This is a genomic window from Pseudomonas sp. CGJS7 (assembly GCF_036961695.1).
This window is the reverse complement of record NZ_JBAMDI010000174.1, coordinates 1-19144: the sequence shown is the minus strand read 5'-3', so window position 1 is coordinate 19144 and position 19144 is coordinate 1. Positions and strand designations below refer to the sequence as shown.

The window sequence follows — 19144 nt, the reverse complement described above, 5'->3', positions numbered from 1 at the left end:
ACCGTCACACCACCGTCGCCGCGGCCGGCGCGCTTTTATTCCCCAACGGCGAGCGCCATCTGCGCATCCGCAAGGCCTTGCAGGCGATCTATCCGCCGCAGCTGCTGGCCGAAACGATCCGGATCGCCGAACGCTGCATCGGCTTCGACCTCAAGCGCGGCATCGATTACCAATACCCGCACGAACTGGTGCCGGCCGGCGAAACCGCGAAAACCTGGCTGCCCAAGCTGATCGAGATCGGCGCGGCCAGGCGCTGGCCGCAAGGCGTGCCGGACGATTCGCGCCGGCAGATCGAGCACGAACTGCGGATCATCGGCCAACTGAACTACGAATCGTATTTCCTCACCGTCCACGACATCGTCCGCTACGCCCGCTCGCTGGACATTCTCTGCCAGGGCCGCGGATCGGCGGCCAATTCCATCGTCTGCTACGCCCTGGGCATCACCGAGATCGATCCCTCGCGCATGGGTATGCTGTTCGAGCGCTTCATGTCGGTGGAGCGCAACGAGCCGCCCGACATCGACGTCGATTTCGAACACGAGCGGCGCGAGGAAGTGCTGCAATACGTGTTCGCCCGCTACGGCCGCGAACGCGCCGCGCTGACCGCGGTGGCGATCAGTTACCGCGGCCGCAGCGCGGTGCGCAACGTGGCCGCGGCGCTGGGCATGCCGCAGGATCAGATCAGCGAGCTGGCGCGCACCCTGGATCGCTGGAGCAGCGGCGTTCCAGAAACCGAACAGCTGCGCGAGCGCGGCCTGGATCCCGATTCGCCGCTGCTGCGCAACGTATTGGCGTTGACCTCGATCCTGGTCGGCGAAGGTTTCCCGCGGCATTTGTCCCAGCATCCCGGCGGCTTCGTGATCTCCGAACGCCCGCTGCACACCCTGGTCCCGGTCGAGAACGCGGCCATGGACGATCGCACCGTGGTGCAATGGGACAAGGACGATCTGGACGCGATGGGTTTGCTCAAGGTCGATTGCCTGGCCCTGGGCATGCTGACCGCGGTGCGCAAGACCCTGGCGCTGCTGGAGGCCCAGGGCGTGCGCGGCCTGGACATGCAGGGCATCGTCAGGCACGAAGACGATCCGAAGGTTTACGACATGATCTGCGAGGCCGACACCGTCGGCGTGTTCCAGATCGAATCGCGGGCGCAGATGTCGATGCTGCCGCGTTTGCGGCCGCGCTGTTTCTACGACCTGGTGATCGAGATCGCGATCGTCCGGCCAGGGCCGATTCAGGGCGACATGGTCAATCCGTACTTGCTGCGGCGCAAAGACCCGAGCCTGGTCGACTACCCTTCCGCGGCGCTCAAGGAAGTGCTCAAGCGCACTCTGGGCATTCCGCTGTTTCAAGAACAAGTGATGCAGATCGCCATCGTCGCCGCGGGTTATTCGCCCGGCGAGGCCGATCAGTTGCGCCGCTCGATGGCGGCGTGGAAGCGCCACGGCGGCCTGGAGCCGCATCGCGAGCGCTTGCGCGGCGGCATGCTGGAGCGCGGCTACAGCGAAGACTTCGCCCACCGCATCTTCGAACAGATCAAGGGCTTCGGCAGCTACGGCTTCCCCGAATCGCACGCCGCCAGTTTCGCCCTGATCGCCTACGTCAGTTGCTGGCTCAAGTACTACCACCCCGCGGCGTTCGCCTGCGGCCTGATCAATTCGATGCCGATGGGGTTCTACACCCACGGCCAGATCCTGCACGACGCGCGCCGCCACGGCGTGACCGTGCTGCCGGTGGACGTGCGCTACAGCGATTGGGACTGCACCCTGGAATCGGCGCCGGGCGCGCGCGGCAAGCACCCGCATGCGATCCGCATGGGCCTGCGCCTGATCAGCGGTTTCGACGAAGCCTCCGCCGATCGCATCAGCGATGCGCGGGCGCGGGCGCCGTGGCGCGATGTCGAAGACTTGTGCGCGCGCGCGGCGATCGACGCGCGCGTACGCGCGTTGCTGGCCGACTCCGGCGCGCTGCGCGCGCTCGCCGGCCATCGCCACCGCGCGCGCTGGGCGGTGGCCGGGGTGGATACGCAACTGCCCTTGTTCGCCGGGATCGCGCGCGAGGAAGCGCCGGTCTCGTTGCCGCTGCCGAGCGCGGGCGAGGACGTCAACGCCGACTACGCCTTGCTCGGCACTACCTTGGGCCGGCATCCGCTGTCGTTGCTGCGCAGCGCGCTGCATGCGCGCCGCTGCCGGCGTTCCTCGCAATTGGCCAAGACCGCGTCCGGCAGCCAGGTGCGCTTCGCCGGTCTGGTGACGGTGCGGCAGAGCCCGGGAACCTCCAGCGGAGTGACGTTTCTGAGCCTGGAGGACGAAGACGGCATGGTCAACGCGGTGGTCTGGCGCGATCTGGCCCAGCGCCAGCGCCGGGTGCTGGTGGAATCGCGCTTGATGGCGATCGACGGCAAGCTGGAACGGGTCGATGGCGTGCAGCACATCATCGCCTCGCGGATGGAGGATCTGACCGCGTTGTTGGGAACCTTGGCGACGCAGTCGCGCGATTTCCATTGACGAGCAATATCCTGCTTCGATGTGGGTTTTTACAGCCCTGCGACTTGCGAGTTCGCAGCTGCGTCGAATTTTCGATGTCGGTGATTTGACGCGGTCGCGGCTCGCGCCGCTCCTACAGGGGCTACGGATCGACCTGGGCTACCTGTAGCGACCGCGAATCAACAACCACGACGAAACTCTCGCCGTCGCGCATCGGCACGATCTCGGCAGACACCGCTCCCACAAGGCTTCGGCGATGACCCGGCTATTCCGGCCGCTCACGCACCGGCCGCTTGGCCAGCTTGCGCTGCAACGTGCGTCGATCCACCCCGAGCAGGCGCGCCGCGGCCGAGACGTTGCCGCCGCATTCGGCCAGCACCCGCTGCATATGCTCCCACCCCTGCCGGCGCAGCGACGGCGGTTCGGCCGGCGGCTCCGGCGGCGCTTCCGGCGACGGCGATTCGAACGACTGCGCCAGCGCGTCGATGTCGAACGGTTTGGGCAGGTAGTTCCAGGCGCCGCGGCGCATCGCGTCGACCGCGGTGGCGATGCTGGCGTAACCGGTGGCCAGCACGATCCGCGCACGCGGGCAGCGCTCGCGCAGGTCGCGGATCATCAGCAGGCCGTTGTCGGCGCCGAGCTTGAGATCCAGGACGATGCCCTCGGGCTCGAAATCGTCCAGCGCGCTCAGCGCGCTGGCGGCGTCGTGACGCGCCCGCACCTCCACCCCGCGGCGCGCGAGCATGCGCGCGAGCACTTGGCAGAACGCCAGGTCGTCGTCGATCAACAGGATCCGCGCGGGCAGATTCATGCGTCGGCCTGCGCGGCTTGCGATGTCGGCGCCAGCGGCAAGTCCACTTCGGTCGCGCAGCCGCCGCCTTCGCGCTCGCTCAGGCTCATGCGGCCGCGGCTGCGTTCGATGCTGGCCTTGGAGATCATCAGGCCGATGCCCAGGCCCTGGCCCTCGCTGTCCAGGCGCGGACGCGCGGCGATCCGGGCCGGGCCGGCGCCGCGGTCGAGAATGCGGATGGTCAGCCAACCCTCGCGCGCCTGGGTCGACACTTCCACCGGTTCGTCGACCCCGCGCGCGGCGTTGGCGTCGGCGGCGTTGTTGATCAGGTTGATCAGCGCCTGCGGCAGGCTGGCGTCGACGTGCACCTTGCGGTTCGGCGCGCCGGCGCTGAACGTCGCCGTCGCGTTGGGGCGCAGCAGGCGCCAGCGGTCGACGCAAGCATGCACGAAGCCGTCGGCGTCCTCCAGGGTGGTTTCGCCGGCGGCGCCGCGCCGGGCCATCTCGGCCAGCGCGCGCACGTGATCGCGGCAATGCGCCAGCTGCGAACGCAGCAGTTCGATGTCTTCGCGCGGCGGCGGCTGTGGGCTGGACATCCAGTCGTCGACCAACAGCCCCATCGTCGCCAGCGGCGTGTTCAACTCATGCGCGGTGCCGGCGGCGAGCGAGCCCAACGCCGACAGCGACTCATCGCGGATCGCGCGCTCGCGCGCCTCGGACAGACGCCGGCGCTGGTCGCGCACGATGGTCATGAAGCGGCTCAGCACCACCACCATGATTCCGGCCGAGAGCAGGAAATTGACCCACATCCCGGTCACGTGCAGCTGGAAGTCGCTGCCGTGCACGTGCGGCAGCGGCAGGTGATGGCGCAGCAGCCAGGTGTAGAGCCCCGCGGTCAACACGGTCAGGCCCAGCATCGGCGCGATCTCCAGGCCGATCGCCGCCATCGCCACCGGCATCAGATACAGCGACACGAACGGATTGGCCGGGCCGCCGGAGTAGTACAGCAACGCGGTCAGCGCCAGCAGGTCGACCAGCAGTTGCAGGATCAGCGCGCGCGGGCCGGCATCGCCGCGATGGGACAGCGACCACCAGTGGCTGAGCACGTTGAACGCCAGCAGGCCGGCCGAGATCGACAGCAGCGGCTTGGCCGGAATCGGCAGATTCAGCCGCTGGATCACGAACACCACGGTGAGCATCTGGCCGGCCACCGCCATGTAACGCAGGTAGATCAGCAGTTGCAGCACGGGCGGCCCTCGCGAACGGAAGCCCGATTATCGCACTCCTGGCACGGGCCGGCCGCGGCAATCTGTCGCGGGCTGCGATGGGGCCGGCCGAAAAAAGAAGCGGGCCGTGCGGCCCGCTTCCGGTCTACCCGATCGGCGGCGTCACCAATCGGCTTTCAAACTCACGTTGGAATAACTCGTGTAACCGAACACGCCGACATAGAAGTCGCCGGCCGGCGGGCTGCCGATCTGCGCGACCTCGTTGCTGCCGTCCACACCGGTGGAAAAGTCGTAGGAGCTCAGCGTCGGCGGCGCGCCGTAACGCACCACCATGTCCGCGTCGCCCGCGCCGGTCATGGTCAGACGGAAATTCGGCGTATTCGGCGCCAGGCTGAAGCGGAAGTAGCGGAAGGTGTTGGCCGCGCCGCTTAGGCCGCCAACGGCGACGCCATTGCTCAACTCGGTCACTTGCGGGCCGCCTTCCATGTTGTAGCGCCGCGCCATTTGTCTGTCGCTACGCCAGGCGACCGTGTACTGACCCGACGGCGACATCATCACCTCCACCGAGTACATATTCACCGGGATCGACTCCGCGGCAGAATCGACCCGAAAAACCGCGCCCATCGGCGTCCCGTCCGCAGCGTACTCGCGCGCGAACACTCCCCAGGGCGCGTTCGCGTCGAGCGCGGAAGTACGCGCCGCCCACGCCGCGACGAAACGGCCGTCGTCGGCGACGCCGACCTTGGCTTGGTAGCGCCCATTGCCGACCGATCCGGCCGGATCGTTGTCCAGCAACATCGGCGTGCCGACCTTCTGCCCGTTGGCGCCGAACCGCTGCGCGCGCACATACGCGGTCCCGGTGGGCATATCGAAGGCCCGCCAGCCGACCATGTGTTCGCCCGCGGCATTGCCGGCCAGACTGGCGCCGTCCACGCCCGCTTCGTTGGCCGAACCGGTGTCGTTGACCTGGTCGTACGAGTTGAGAAGCAGGCCGGTGCCGTTGTAGCGATTGACCCGTATTTGGATCTTGTTGCCGCCGACGTGGATCATGACGACGCTGAAATTGCCGGCGGCGTCGATCGATACGCCGGTGGCGCCGTAGTTGGCATAGTTGTCGCCGTGCGCGACCTGGATTGCATTGCTGCGCGAGGTGCCGTCGCGGTTGAAGGTGCGCGCCAAGGTGGTGTAGATCGGCGTGCCGTTGGCATCGGGCACCGAGCGGGTATAGACCAGCACGAACGCGCCGGCTTCGTTCATCGCCGCGTGCACGCCCAGGTGAGCCGCGGTGTGGACCTGGAAGGTCGGCACCGCGACGCCGCCGTTGCGATTGAACAAGGTCGCCCACACGCCCTGATCGCCGCTGGTGGCGACCACATAATTGCCTGTGCCGTCGCTGGCGATGTCGTTCCACCGCCCCGCCAGCCACTGCGCGGGGCCGAGCGATTGCCCGGCCGAATCGAAGCGCTGCACCTGCGTGTTCTGCGTGTCGTAACGGCTGCCGGCCACCAACAGGCCATCGCCGGCGCCCCGGGCAAGATAGATCGGGTCTTGATTCAAATCCAGGCCATGCAGCGCGTACGGCGCAGTGAGCGCGGCGGCCGCGGCGGTGCCGCTGAGCCACGCCGTCGCTGCGATCATCGCGCTGAACGCCCAGCGCATCTTCCCTGTTTCCATTCGCATGATTGCTCCTTGATGTTTGGCGCGCGCAAGCTAGCGCGCGGCGCCCGCTCGGCGGACGCCTGGGGATTGTGCACCATCGCGTTATCAGCGGCTGCGGCGCATCGCCCCGGGGCGGGCGAAAAAGACGTCGCGGCGTACTTTTCTTACTTGTCCCATTCCATCCGGCCGGCACGGCCAATCGCATCCGACTTCCCGCCCCGGTCAGTTCCCGTCCCTGCCCTGTCGAAACAGACAGATCGCGCGTTCCGCAACGGCTCGGCGCTATGCTCGCTCGGCCAGGACGGTCTGACGATACAAAGCAACGTACGTCATGAAATCGAATGGATCGATAGCGATGAATGGCTCGCCGTGTGCGGCGCTGGCCTTGATCGGGGCCGGCTCGGCCGGCCACGCGCCCGATGCCGCGGCGCAAACCCTGTCGAATCGGCCGGTGCTGTACTGCTTCGTCAGCCCGAACAATCTGCCGGCGCCTGCGGGCAATCTCGGCCGCGGCTCGAGCTTTTATCAGGGCGCCAGCAGCTGCCGCGCCGACGTCCAGGTGCGCAATCTGCCGGCCGGCAACTACACCTACGTGTGGAGCAACGACGCCGGCCTGATCCTGGCCTGCGATACCCAGAACTGCAGCCAGCGCTATCGCGGCGGGCGGCCGTTGGTCGATATCGTCAACGTCACCCGCACCAACCTCGACATCGGCGTGTCGGCCACGCTCAGCCGCGACGTGCAGATCAACTCGCCGCGGTAAGTTCTGCGGCCGAAAACCGGCGACAAAAAGAAAGCGGGCGCAAGCCCGCTTTCTCTTCTTCGAGTTACCGCCGCGCGATCACCAATCGGCCTGCAAGCTCACGCCGGAGTAAGCGCTGTAGCCGAACACGCCGACATAGAAATCGCCGGCCGGCGGGTTGTTCACCAGCGCGCCCTCGTTGCTGCCGGCGATGCCGGTGGCGATGTCGTAGCTGTACAGATTCGGCGGCTCGCCGTACTTGACGAACATGTCCGCGTCGCCCGCGCCGCTCAAGGTCAAGGTGAAGCTGGGCGTGTTCGGCGGCACGGTGAAACGGAAGTACTGGAAGCTGTTGATCGCGCCGCTGAGGCCGCCGATCGGCACGCCGCTGCTCAGCGTCTGCACCGCCGGACCGCCTTCCATGCGATAACGCCGCGCCAACCGACGCTGCTGGCCGCCGTCGGTTTCGGCCCAGGTCACGGTGTATTGGCCGTCGGCGGTCATCAGCACGTCGAGCGTATCGGGATACAGCAACGCCGAGGCCGGCGCGGTATCGATGCGGAACTCATCGCCCAGCGGCGTGCCGTCGGCGCGGAACTCGCGTCCGTACACATTCCATTGCGCGTACAGATCCGAGTACGAGGAACGCCGCGACCACACCGCGAGCGTGCGCCCGTCGCCGGCGATCGCCACCTTGGCTTCGCTATGGGCCAGCGCCCTGGAACCGTCCGGGTCGCGACCCAACAGGACCTGCGACCCGAGCCAGCCGCCGGTCGCATCGAAGCGCTGCATCCGGGCCGAACTGATGCGGGTGCTTACGATGATCCCGCCCCAGCCGAACACGTGCTGGCCGGCGGAGTTGGCCGCCAGATTGGCGCTCTCGCCGACCATCTCGCCATTGATCGCGCGCCCGGTCGGATCGTCGATTCCGCCTTGGTATACGCCGTCGCGGTTGTAACGCACGATCCGCTGTTCGCCGCGGCCCGGGGGCACTCGCAACAGGCTGACGGTGAAGGTGCCGGCGCCGTCGATCGCCAACGCCCACGAATGCACGTGGGTTTCGGGATTGCCGGTGGCGATCAGGAACTCGCTGGTACGGGCGCTGCCGTCGCGGTTGAACACCCGCGCATAGGTCGAGTGGATGGTCGGCGCGCTGGGCTGGACGGCCGAGGTGTTGTAGACCACCACGAACATCCCGCTTTCGTTCATCGCCACCTGCAAAGTCTGGGTCTGGGCGCGGGCGCTGACCTGGAAGCGCGGGACGATCGCCGTACCGTTGCGGTTGAAGACGGCGGCGAATACGCCTTGGCTGGTGACGTTGGCGGTGACGTAGTTGCCGAGGCGGTCGCTGGCGATGTCGTTCCAATCGGCCGCCATCGAATGCGAGAACAACAGTTGGCCGTTGCGGTCGAAGCGGCTGACCGTACCGGTCTGCAGATCGGGGCGGCCGGCCAAGGCCATCAGGCCGCCGTCGGCGCCGGCGGCGTAACGGATCGACTCGCCGCCCGGTTGCAGCCCCTGCAGGACGTAGGGGGCGGTTAATGCGGCCGCTGTCGCGCTGCCGTTGACCAGTGCCAGCGCCACGGCCCATCCGGCCATCCAGCGGCGCGCACCACGAATTTCCATTCGCATACTTGCTCCTTGGGTAGAGAAACGCGCGCGCGTCGGCGCGCGCGCCGGCTCATCTGAGCCGGTGCGAAGTATGGACGATTCGGGTGTCGGGCTGTTCCCTTCTGCCGCTTGCGGCGCCCGAGGGATGTGCATGGCTGAGAAGGTGCCCGGAGGGCCGATGAGGGCAAGCCTTGGCAGCCCTCACCCCAACCCCTCTCCCGCAAGCGGGAGAGGGGCTCAAGACGCAAGCGGTGTTGCTCTTCCCTTCTCCCGCTTGCGGGAGAAGGTGCCCGGAGGGCGGATGAGGGCGAGCTGTGGCGGCCCTCACCCCAACCCCTCTCCCGCAAGCGGGAGAGGGGCTTTGTACGTCAGTTGAACTTGACGTCGTATTCCAGCCAGAACTGACGGCCGTAAGGATCGTAATTGCCGACCGGATAGAACGGCCAACCGCCCAACCCGTCCGCCGGCGGACGCGAGTCGCGCAGGTTGTTGACGATCAGCGACAGCGAAGAGTTGTCGCCGAAGCGGTACGACACGCTGCCGTTGTACTTGGTATACGGCGCAATGCGGCCGCTGCCGTCGCCGTTGGGCAGGCTGCCATTGCGGAACGCAGCCACGTTGGTGGTCCACGAGCCGATCGTCCAGGTCAGACCGGCGTTGGCCTTGCTGCGCCAATCGTAATAGTCCAGATCATTGCGGCGATCGATCTTCGGATCGTCGGAGAACTGCTGGTACTCGCGCTTGATCACCAAGGTGTAGGCCAACCGCGCGGCGAAATCGCCGAAACGGCCGGCGCTCCAGCGCACGTTGGTCTTCACATCGACGCCGTCGCTGCGCTCGGACGCGGCGTTGATGGCGTTGACCAGCACCCGCCGCACCTGGTTGGGTTGCACCGGCGCGTCGGCCGGGTTGCGGATCACCCGGCCGATCACCTCGCGGCAGTTGGGCGAGTTGATGTCGCGCGCTTCGCCGGCGATGGTCTGGCCCAGCCGGCAGTCGGCTTCTTCGCGCAGGATCCGGCTGCTGTCGAGGTTGGTCAGTTCGTCGTCCAGACGGATGCTGTAGTAGTCCACCGACAGATCGAAGTGCTGCGACGGCGACCAGACCACGCCCAGGCCATAAGACTTGCCGTTTTCCGGCTTCAAGCCCGAGTTGCCGGTGCTGGTGTAGTCGATCGCCAGGCCGGAGAAATCGCAGCTGGCGTACGGCTGACCGGCGGTGCGGCAACGCCAGTAGTCGGTCATGCCCGGGTTATAGCCGCGGGTTTCGGCGGCGAAGATGTAGTTCATGTCCGGCGCGCGGAAACTGGTGGCGACGGTGCCGCGCACCAGCAAGGTGTCGGTCGGGCGGAATTCCAGGCCGGCGTTCCAGGTCGCCTTGCCCGACTTGCGCCCGGCGAAGCGGAATTCGTCGTAACGCGCGGCGGCCGAAGCGGTCAATGTGGAGAAGATCGGCACGTTGATTTCCGCGCCGATGGCGTAGCGGTCGCGGTCGCCGCTGGCGCGCGAGCCGGCGCTGGTGTTCCAGAACGTGCCATCGCCCAGGCGCGGGTCGGGCCGGTTGCTGTAGCCCTGGGTGCCGGCTTCGAGCACGCCGGCAAAGCCGACCGTGCCCGCCGGCAGATCGAACAGGCTGCCGTTGACGCTGAAGCTCAGGTTCTGGATCCAGGCCGCGTTGACGCCTTCGTAGAAGCCGGTCAGGCGCTGATAGTCGGCCGGGCTCAGCGGTTGGTACAAGCGCGAGGGATCGGGGTTGTAGATGCCGATGCCGGCGGCGGTGGTGCCCAGGCGCGGGCCGAGATAGAACTCGTTGATGCCGGACAGGAACTGGCGGCGCTTGGTCCGGTTCTCGTTGCGACCGTGGTTGTAGGCCAGCTCGTACTTCCAGTCGCTGTCGCCGAAGTCGCCGCGCGCGCCGACGGTGAACGCCCATGAGCGTTCCAGGAAGCGGTTGTTGTTGGCATGGGCCGAACCGATTTCTTCCGGCGCGATACGGCGATACCAGATCTCGTTGAGGCCGGTGGCCTGATTCAAGAAATAGTTGTTGTCCGAAGTCCAACTCGGCGCGCGGGTATTGTTCTCGATACTGGACACGCCCAACTGCACGTCGGCGAACAACTCGGTGCCTTCGTTGAGGTGCCAGGTCAGCAGACCGTAAGCGTCGGCGCTTTTCTTCTGCGTCTGCACGGTCCAGAACGCCGGCGAGGCTTCGTTGCTGCCGCAGTACCAGCCCTGGCGCGGGTTGTTGGCGCGGAATGTAGAGCCATGATAGAGGCCGGACAAACCGTCGCAGGCCGCGCCCGGATCGATGAAACCGTTGGTGCGCGCGTTGCGGCGGAAGCCGACCTGGGTCGGCAGAATCGTGTTGCTGCCGGGGTTGTCGAGCAGCGAATCCATGAAGTCGCGCTGGTCGCCCCAGATCGCTTCGCGCCGGCCCAGTTCCAGGCCGTACACCGCATCGAACCGGTCGGTGGAGTGGCCGCTGACCAATTGCAGACGCTGGTTCTGTCCGCCGCCGTGCTCGGTGCCGCCGGCGCGCAGGTTCAACTGGGTGCCGTCGAATCTCTTCTTGAGAATGAAATTGACCACGCCGGCGACCGCGTCGGAACCGTACACCGCCGAGGCGCCGCCGCCGAGCACCTCGATGCGCTCGATCAATGCGCTGGGAATATTGGCCAGATTGACCACGTTGACCGAGCCTTCGTAGGCCAGCGGGTAATCGGCCTGGCGGCGGCCGTTGATCAGCACCAAGGTGTGGTTGGGGCCGAGGCCGCGCAGGTTGATGACGTTGGCGGCCGGAGTGAAGGTGTTGCCGAAATCCTCGCCCTGGACCATGCCGGTGTTCTGGCTCAGCGCGGCGAGCGCGTCGAACGCGCTGCGGAAACCTTGTTTGTCGATCTCCTCGGCGCTGATCACCGTCACCGGCGACGGCCCTTCCAGGCTGGCGCGCGGAATCCGCGAACCGGTGACCACCACTTGATCGATCAGGGTCGCGGGCTTGTCGTCCGAAGCGGGCGGCGCATCGCCCGATTGGGCCAGCGCGGGAAGGCTCATCGCCGGCAGCGCCAGCGCGAGAAACACGGACAGCGGGCGGCGTCGCAGCCGGGCGAGAGGCCGAATCACAGCTTGCATGGACAGTCCTTGGAAGAAGGGGCGCCGTGCGCGCTGTATGCGATCCCCAGAACGATACGGCACGGCTTCCACGCCATAATTGTTGCTGCGCAGCACCTGCAGAAATGAAGGGCGTGCATCTGCTTATGGCGACCGGGAATTTGCTTCGTGTCGCAACAGTGTACGTTCCGCGGCACATACGGCTTGTGCGCTAATCCCCGGAATTACGGGGAAATTACAATCCCGGCCGCGATCGCGAACAGACAAACACGGCAAACAACACAGATCCAGCGACACCGGCTAATCACTGCGCGCGTGACCCATTGCACGCCTGCGTCGATACCCGTGACGCGCATTGTGCAGGCCGCGCGAAGATCGGGTCTGGAACAGTGACGCAGTTCATTTACGCGCGCGGCGATCTGTGACGCAGCCAAGGCTTTGCCGCTTGTCCACGCGCATAAGCTCGCGCTCCTCCTGCCCGCCCTATCGCCCGCCCATTAGGAGTGCGCCATGACCCGCTCTCTCTCCGCCTCCGAACAGGCGGCGCTTCGTCAGCACCTGTTGCAGCGCTACGGCGCGCTCGGCCGCACCGCACCGTCCAAGGCCGCGCGGGTCAAGCTCGATGCCGCCAGCGGCAAACAACAGGCGGCGGCGCCTGACCTGCAAGCTGCGCCGGTGCTGGCCCTGCCCAAGGATCTGCCGCGTCCGCCGTTCTGGATCCGCGTGCTCGGCAATCTGAGCTACGGCGCCACGCCGCAATCGATCGCCGAATTCAACGCGCTCGGCAGCACCGACGCGCAACGTCTGGCCAACTACGTCGACTGGCAGCTGGACTGGGCCAACATCGACGACAGCGCGGTGGAAACGCGCCTGGCCAACGCCGGTTATTCGACCTTGAACAAGTCGCTGACCCAATTGTGGGCCGATCACGTCAAGCCCAATCCCGCCTACGAAATCCGCATGCGTCCGGCCTGGGAAGCGCAGCGCGCGGCGTTGGTGCGCGCGGTCCATTCCAAGCGTCAGCTGCGCGAGGTGATGGTCAATTTCTGGCACGACCACTTCAACGTCATGGCCACCGACTACGACGCCGGCCCGGTCTACGTGCACTACCAGCGCGACGTGCTGCGGCCGCAGGTGTTCGGCAATTTCCGGATCATGCTCGAACAGGTGGCCAAGAGCACCTCGATGCTCTACTACCTGGACAACGCCTCCAACACCCGCGCCGGCCCCAACGAGAACTTCGCCCGCGAGTTGCTGGAGCTGCACACCCTGGGCGCCGAGCACTATCTGGGCTTCATGGATCCGTTCCAGGTGCCGCCGGATGCGGAAGATCCCAACTACCCGGCCGGCTACACCGACATCGACGTGTACGAAACCGCGTCGGCCTTCACCGGCTGGTCGGTCAAGAACGGGCACTGGGAATATCCCAACGACAACGACGGCAGCTTCGTCTATCGCCAGGCCTGGCACGACGCCGGCCCGAAGTTCCTGCTCGGGCGCATGCTCTATCCCGAACAACCGGCGTTGAAGGACGGGCGCGACGTGCTCGACCGTCTGGCCAGCCACCCCGGCGTGGCCCGCTTCGTGTGCAAGAAACTGATCCGCCGCTTCGTCAGCGACACGCCCGATCCGGCCCTGGTGAAGAGCGCGGCGCTGATCTTCCGGCAGAACTGGCAGGCGCCGGATCAGATCGCCAAGGTGTTGCGCCACATCCTCAACAGCAGCGCGTTCATGCAGACCTGGGGCGCGAAATCGCGGCGTCCGTTCGAAGCGGTCGCCGCGGCGATGCGCACGCTCGACAGCGATTGGACCATCGCCATCGGCAACGCCAAGAGCGATGAGTTCTCCTGGCGCATGGGCTTCACCGGCCACGCGCCGTACGACTGGCCCTCGCCCAACGGCTATCCGGACACGCGCGAAGCCTGGTCGGGTTCGGGCAGCTACGCGATGACCTGGAAGCTGTTGAACTGGCTCACCGAAACCAACGACAACAACGTGCCGCTGGCGCCGATCCTGGCGACCACGCGCAGCAAGGTGCCGTCGTGGACGCCGACCAAGCTGGTCGACTTCTGGTGTCAGCGCATCCTGGGCTACTTGCCCACCGCGCAGCGCCGACAGGCCTTGATCGCGTTCATGGCGCAGAACGGCGACCCGGCCGCGTACGTGGTGACCGACACCAACGCCTGGGCCGGCAACGACCTCAAACGGCATTACAACCAGGAGCGCCTGCGCAGCATGGTGTCCCTGATCCTGATGTCGCCCGAATTCCTCAGCCGCTAAGCCAGGACGCCGACATGACGACTCGACGCGATTTCCTCAAAGGCACCGCCGCGACCGCGGCCATCGGCGCGGTGGGCGGCCCTTCCCTGCTGTTCGCCAATTCCGCTTTCGCCGCCGCCAACGGCCACGACACCGTCGTGCATCTGTTTCTGCGCGGCGGCCTGGACGGCTTGAATCTGGTGGTGCCGATCGACGGCGCCGACCGCGGTTTCTACGAACAGGCCCGGCCGAATCTGGCCATCGCCGCGACCGGCACTTACGCGGCGTTGCCGCTGAGCCTGGCCAACGGCAGCGGCACCGGTTTCGGCCTGCATCCTTCAGCCAGCGGACTGCGCGATCTGTGGAACGCCGGCCGTCTGGGCATCGTCCACGCCTGCGGCCTGCTCACCAGCGTCACCCGCAGCCACTTCGACGCGCAGCTTTACATCGACCTGGGTACGCCGGGGCAGCAAGGCATCGGCAGCGGCTGGTTGGCGCGGGCGATGAACACCCAGCCCAACCTCAGCGGTGTGGAGAAAGTGCCCGCGCTCGGCGTCGCTTCGCGGCAACCGGCCGGGCTGCTGGGATCGGTGCAGGCGCTGACCATGGGCAGCCCGTCGGACTTCGCGCTCAACGCCGGCGCGTGGTCGTGGCAGAAAACCCGCAGCGATTCGCCGGCTGGATTGAAGGGCGTCAACGAAACCCTGGGCAGTCTGTGGGGCGGCAGCACGCCGTTGGAGTTGGGCGGCCAACGCGCCGACGCCGCGCTCAAGGTGATCGCGCAACAAACCTACAGCGCACCGCCCGCGGGTTGGCCGACCAGCGGCTTCGCCCAGCAGTTGTGGACGATCGCGCAATCGATCCAGTTCAACCTCGGTCTGCATTACGCCACTTTGGACTTGGGCGGTTGGGACACCCACGACGGTCAGGGCACCGCGGGCAGCGGCTATCACTACTACCAGAACAAGATCGCCGAGTTGTCGCAGGCCCTGTCGGCGTTCTACGCCGCGCTCGACGCCAGCGGCCACGCCTCGCGGGTGACGGTGGTGGTGCAGTCCGAGTTCGGCCGGCGCGTGCGCGCCAACGCCAACGGCGGTACCGACCACGGCTACGGCAATCCGGTGTTGGTGTTGGGCGGCGCGGTCAACGGGCGGCGTTTCTATGGTTCGTGGTCGGGGTTGGATCCGGAAATCCTGTCGCCGCATTTCGGCGACGTGCCGGTGACTACCGATCATCGCCAGGTGCTGTCGGAGATTTTGTTCAAGCGCATGGGGCATACCAATCTGGCGCCGGTGTTCCCGGGGTATAGCGGTTATGCGCCGCTGGGGATCGTGCGCGACTTCGGTACGTTGGCCAAACCGGCACCGGGGTTGAGCCAGCGGTTGCAGCGGGCCGCGGCGGCGCCGGCTGAGCAGGAGCCGGATCTGGTGGATCGGGTGATGCGCTATGTGCGCGAGTGGGTGGATTGAGTTGGTTGAGGGCCGGCGCGCGGTTGCGGCTTTGACCTCTGCGGCTCAAATCCCCCGCGACCGCTGCGCGGTCGCTGCCCCCTTTGCTAAAGGTGGCGATGGTCGGGGCTGCGTCGCTGGCTGAGGCAGTTGCCAAGACCGAGTTACAGCACCCACTTACTAATCCCCGAGACAGATTCCCCCCTTTGAAAAAGGGGGGGCAGGGGGGGATTTGCTGTTGCTGTTGCTGTTGCTGTTGCTGTTGCTGTTGCTGTTGCTGTTGCTGTTGCTGTTGCTCCTACCCCCTCACCCCACCGCCATAACCCCAAACTTATCCACGAACACCTCCGCCACCCAATCCACAAACGCCCGCACCCGCGGCGACAACTGCCGATGCTGCGGATACAGCACCGACACCGGCACCCCCGGACTGGCGTACTCGCTCAGCACCTCGATCAAGCGCCCGTCATCGAGATAACGCTCCACCCCATGCCGCGGCAGTTGGATCAAACCGCAACCGCGCAAGGCCGCCGCGACATAACAAGCGGCATCGTTGACCGAAATCCACGCATTCAAGCGATACTCGCGCAATTGCCCGTCGACAGTGAGTTCGAAGGGATAACGCAGATCGCGATTGCTGGCGAAAAACCCCACCGCCTGATGCGCCGACAGTTCGTCGGGATGGCGCGGCGTACCCAAGCGCTGCAGATAGTCGGGGCTGGCGCATACCACCTCCGGCATCACCGCCAAACGCTTGCCCACCAACGATGAATCGCGCGGCACGCCCGAACGCACCACGCAGTCGATGCCTTCGCCGACCAGATCGACCAGGCGATCGCCGCTGCTGATTTCCAACTCGATCCGCGGATAGCGCGCGCGAAACTCATCGATCCGCGGCAGGATGATGCCGGTGGCATGGGTGCCGTGCAGATCCAGACGCAACATCCCGTGCGGATCGCGCGCCGTCGCGGTCAGCGCCGAGTCGGCGTCGTCCAGTTCCGCCAGCACGTGCACGCAGCGTTCGTAATACGCGCGGCCGTCCAGGGTCGGCCGCACTTGCCGGGTGGTGCGCTCGAGCAGGCGCACGCCCAGACGCGCCTCCAACTCCTTGATGGCGTGGGTCGCGGTGGCCTTGGGCAGGTCCAGCACGGCGGCGGCGCGGGTGAAGCTGCCCAGTTCGACGATGCGGGTGAACAAGCGTAAGGCCTCGAAACGGTCCATGACGGGCTCCTGGCGGCCTATTGTTGGCGTTTATTGAATTGTATTACCAATCCAAGGCCATTTATCCAGGACTGGTCAACGAGCAGACTGCCTCCACCGCGATGCAGGGGCGCCCCGCCCCGCCGCCCGAAACCGGAGAGTCCGCCATGTCCACCCAATCGCCGCTCGCTTCCCGTTCCGCCCTGGTCACCGGCGCCTCGCGCGGCATCGGCCGCGCCATCGCCCTGCGCCTGGCCGCCGACGGCCATGCCGTCGCCGTCAATTACGCCGGCAACGCCGCCGCGGCCGAGGCCGTGGTCGCGCAGATCCAGGCCGACGGCGGCCGCGCCGTCGCCGTGCAGGGCGACGTCGCCGACCCCGCCGACATGCAGCGCGCGTTCGATCAGGCCGAGCAGGCCTTCGGCGGCCTGGACGTGGTCGTCAACAGCGCCGGCGTGATGCCGTATGTGCCGGTGCAGGACGGCGACCTCGGCGAGTTCGATCGCGTCATCGCGACCAATCTGCGCGGCAGCTACATCGTGCTCGGGCAAGCGGCCAAGCGCTTGCGCGAAGGCGGCCGCATCGTCGCGCTGTCGACCAGCGTGATCGGCAAAGCCTTCCCCAACTACGGCCCGTACATCGCTTCCAAGGCCGGCGTGGAAGGCTTGGTGCACGTGCTCGCCAACGAACTGCGCGGGCGCGGCATCACCGTCAACGCGGTCGCGCCGGGACCGGTGGCGACCGAATTGTTCCTCAACGGCAAGAGCGAAGAACAGATCGCGCACTTCCGCCAGCTTGCGCCTTTGGAGCGGTTGGGGACGCCGGAAGAGATCGCGGCTGCGGTTGCGTTTCTCGCCGGGCCCGATGGCAGCTGGGTTAACTCGCAGGTGTTGCGGGTCAATGGTGGTTACATCTTCTGACTCGGGATTCGAGAGTAGGAAGTAAGGAGCAAGAAACAACGCACTTACCTGCCGTCATTCCCGCAAACGCGGGAATCCAGGGCCTTTCGTGCGAGGACGTTTGAAGTCGCTGGATTCCCGCGTTCGCGGGAATGACGTCCTGGAAAGATGGCGCTGAAGTCTCTGGATTCCCGCTTTCGCGGGAATGACGTTCTGGAAGGATGGCGCTGAAGGCTGTTGGCTCTGGATTCCCGCCTTCACGGGAACGACGAACAAACAGATCCGCATTCGATCTTGTAGACCAATCTTGTCGCCGCGATGCCGCTCACGGCATCGCTCTCACCCTCACTCATCCCATCCCCCCCGGGCGCCGCACGGCGCCCGCCAGCGGAGCTTTGCCATGAACCAGCAAATCGTTCTGATCACCGGCGCATCCAGCGGTTTCGGCGCGCTCGCCGCGCGCGCCCTCGCCCGCGCCGGCCACACCGTTTACGCCAGCATGCGCGAGCGCGCTGGCCGCAACGCGACGCAAGCGCAGGCCGCGCTGGATTACGCCACCCAACACAACGTCGACCTGCGCACGCTCGAACTCGACATCGCCTCGCAAGACTCGGCCGACGCCGCGATCGCCCAGATCCTCGCCGAGCACGGCCGCCTCGACGTGCTGGTCCACAACGCCGGCCACATGGCGTTCGGCCCGGCCGAAGCCTTCGCCCCGGAACAATTCGCCCAGCTCTACGACAGCAACGTGCTCGGCGCGCAACGGGTCAACCGCGCCGCGCTGCCGCAGCTGCGCGCGCAGCGGCGCGGGCTGTTGTTGTGGGTGTCGAGCAGCAGCGCGCGCGGCGGCACGCCGCCGTATCTGGCGCCGTACTTCGCCGCCAAGGCGGCGATGGATTCGCTCGCGGTCAGCTACGCCGGCGAACTCGCGCGCTGGGGCATCGAAACCTCGATCCTGGTGCCCGGCGCGTTCACCTCTGGCACCAACCACTTCGCCCATGCCGGCGCGCCGTCCGACCGCGTTCGCGCGGCCGATTACGATGCCGGCCCGACCGCGGGTTTCGGCGAGGAAATACTGCGCAAGCTCGCCGCGACCGTCCCCGAGGACGCCGACGTGGCCACGGTCGCCGAGGCAATGGTGGCGATTGTCGAACGCCCCCACGGCAAACGCCCGTTCCGCGTCCACGTCGATCCGGCCGACGACGGTTCGGCGACCGTCAGCGCCGTGGCCGACCGGATCCGCGCCGAGTTCCTGCGTCGCGTCGATCTGGCCGACTTGCTCGGCCCGCGCGTCGCATAAGCCCGCCATCGCCCGCGGCATCGCAGCGGGATAAGCCGCGACGAACACCGCCGAGCGGCAACCCATCGCGATCACAAGCAGCGCCAGCCGTGTATTGCTGGCCTACGCGGTCCGGGGCTCAAGACCCCGGACCGCGTTCGGCATCGGTACGCCGACAACCAACCGGCCGCGGCGGAGGCTCTTCGCGCGGCTCGGCGAGGCGGACCGGCATCGCCAACCGGACCGGTCGCAATCCTCAATCGCCGCGCCCGCCGGCGTATAGGCCGGGTCTGATCTGCGCTTATGATTCGCAAACCACCGCCCTCGCCGCGCACCGATGACCGCACCGCTCAAGCAGTTACGCCCGCTGCTCTGGATCGCCGCATTGGCCGCCACCGGCATCGGCATGTATCAATGGGGACGCCGCAGCGGCGC

General features: G+C 66.8%; 12 protein-coding genes. 6 read left to right on the top strand and 6 right to left on the bottom strand.

Annotation, left to right across the window (positions count from 1 at the left end):
* On the top strand, positions 1-2507 hold a 2507-nt coding region (locus V7787_RS48075), incomplete at its 5' end, for an error-prone DNA polymerase (RefSeq protein WP_336094762.1).
* 244 nt (positions 2508-2751) lie between these two features.
* On the opposite strand, the gene V7787_RS48070 is transcribed toward V7787_RS48075, so the two are convergent.
* The 3 genes from V7787_RS48070 to V7787_RS48060 form a co-directional block, all read right to left on the bottom strand.
* Positions 2752-3297 carry a response regulator transcription factor gene (locus V7787_RS48070; protein WP_336094761.1) on the bottom strand — a complete coding sequence of 182 codons (546 nt, stop codon included), beginning with the start codon at positions 3295-3297 and terminating at the stop codon, positions 2752-2754.
* On the bottom strand, positions 3294-4523 hold the full coding sequence (locus V7787_RS48065) for an ATP-binding protein (protein ID WP_336094760.1): 1230 nt from the start codon (positions 4521-4523) through the stop codon (positions 3294-3296). The genes V7787_RS48070 and V7787_RS48065 overlap by 4 nt, the downstream gene beginning before the upstream one ends.
* A gap of 141 nt (positions 4524-4664) precedes the next feature.
* Positions 4665-6182, bottom strand: a complete 1518-nt coding sequence (locus V7787_RS48060; protein WP_336094759.1) for a PPC domain-containing protein — start codon at positions 6180-6182, stop codon at positions 4665-4667.
* A 334-nt stretch (positions 6183-6516) separates the two neighbouring features.
* Between V7787_RS48060 and V7787_RS48055 the strand changes: the two genes are divergently transcribed.
* Positions 6517-6924: a hypothetical protein gene (locus tag V7787_RS48055; RefSeq protein WP_336094758.1), complete on the top strand. Its 408-nt coding sequence runs from the start codon at positions 6517-6519 to the stop codon at positions 6922-6924.
* Positions 6925-7002: 78 nt separating this feature from the next.
* Here V7787_RS48055 and V7787_RS48050 read toward each other — a convergent pair whose 3' ends face one another.
* Both V7787_RS48050 and V7787_RS48045 read right to left on the bottom strand, forming a co-directional pair.
* Entirely contained in the window at positions 7003-8535 is a 1533-nt protein-coding gene (locus tag V7787_RS48050; protein ID WP_336094757.1) for a PPC domain-containing protein, read from the bottom strand.
* A 347-nt stretch (positions 8536-8882) separates the two neighbouring features.
* A complete protein-coding gene (locus V7787_RS48045) occupies positions 8883-11645 on the bottom strand; it encodes a TonB-dependent receptor plug domain-containing protein (RefSeq protein ID WP_336094756.1) in 2763 nt (920 codons plus the stop codon).
* A gap of 489 nt (positions 11646-12134) precedes the next feature.
* On the opposite strand from V7787_RS48045, the gene V7787_RS48040 reads away from it, so the two are divergent.
* Entirely contained in the window at positions 12135-13904 is a 1770-nt protein-coding gene (locus V7787_RS48040) for a DUF1800 domain-containing protein (RefSeq protein ID WP_336094755.1), read from the top strand.
* A gap of 14 nt (positions 13905-13918) precedes the next feature.
* Positions 13919-15352 carry a DUF1501 domain-containing protein gene (locus V7787_RS48035; protein WP_336094754.1) on the top strand — a complete coding sequence of 478 codons (1434 nt, stop codon included), beginning with the start codon at positions 13919-13921 and terminating at the stop codon, positions 15350-15352.
* Between the two features lie 285 nt (positions 15353-15637).
* Here V7787_RS48035 and V7787_RS48030 read toward each other — a convergent pair whose 3' ends face one another.
* Positions 15638-16552: a LysR family transcriptional regulator gene (locus V7787_RS48030; protein ID WP_336094753.1), complete on the bottom strand. Its 915-nt coding sequence runs from the start codon at positions 16550-16552 to the stop codon at positions 15638-15640.
* Positions 16553-16698: 146 nt separating this feature from the next.
* Between V7787_RS48030 and V7787_RS48025 the strand changes: the two genes are divergently transcribed.
* Together V7787_RS48025 and V7787_RS48020 are read left to right on the top strand one after the other, a co-directional pair.
* Entirely contained in the window at positions 16699-17451 is a 753-nt protein-coding gene (locus V7787_RS48025; protein WP_336094752.1) for an SDR family oxidoreductase, read from the top strand.
* A 379-nt stretch (positions 17452-17830) separates the two neighbouring features.
* Positions 17831-18730: an SDR family oxidoreductase gene (locus V7787_RS48020; RefSeq protein ID WP_336094751.1), complete on the top strand. Its 900-nt coding sequence runs from the start codon at positions 17831-17833 to the stop codon at positions 18728-18730.
* The last annotated feature ends 414 nt before the right edge of the window (positions 18731-19144 follow it).

What these genes read in the sequence shown, in the direction of transcription:
- V7787_RS48060 (WP_336094759.1), bottom strand. Translation starts at nt 6,182, where the DNA reads ATGCGAATGGAAACAGGGAAGATGCGCTGGGCGTTCAGCGCGATGATC.
- V7787_RS48045 (WP_336094756.1), bottom strand. Translation starts at nt 11,645, where the DNA reads ATGCAAGCTGTGATTCGGCCTCTCGCCCGGCTGCGACGCCGCCCGCTG.
- V7787_RS48030 (WP_336094753.1), bottom strand. Translation starts at nt 16,552, where the DNA reads ATGGACCGTTTCGAGGCCTTACGCTTGTTCACCCGCATCGTCGAACTG.
- V7787_RS48050 (WP_336094757.1), bottom strand. Translation starts at nt 8,535, where the DNA reads ATGCGAATGGAAATTCGTGGTGCGCGCCGCTGGATGGCCGGATGGGCC.
- V7787_RS48020 (WP_336094751.1), top strand. Translation starts at nt 17,831, where the DNA reads ATGAACCAGCAAATCGTTCTGATCACCGGCGCATCCAGCGGTTTCGGC.
- V7787_RS48025 (WP_336094752.1), top strand. Translation starts at nt 16,699, where the DNA reads ATGTCCACCCAATCGCCGCTCGCTTCCCGTTCCGCCCTGGTCACCGGC.
- V7787_RS48055 (WP_336094758.1), top strand. Translation starts at nt 6,517, where the DNA reads ATGAATGGCTCGCCGTGTGCGGCGCTGGCCTTGATCGGGGCCGGCTCG.
- V7787_RS48035 (WP_336094754.1), top strand. Translation starts at nt 13,919, where the DNA reads ATGACGACTCGACGCGATTTCCTCAAAGGCACCGCCGCGACCGCGGCC.
- V7787_RS48070 (WP_336094761.1), bottom strand. Translation starts at nt 3,297, where the DNA reads ATGAATCTGCCCGCGCGGATCCTGTTGATCGACGACGACCTGGCGTTC.
- V7787_RS48040 (WP_336094755.1), top strand. Translation starts at nt 12,135, where the DNA reads ATGACCCGCTCTCTCTCCGCCTCCGAACAGGCGGCGCTTCGTCAGCAC.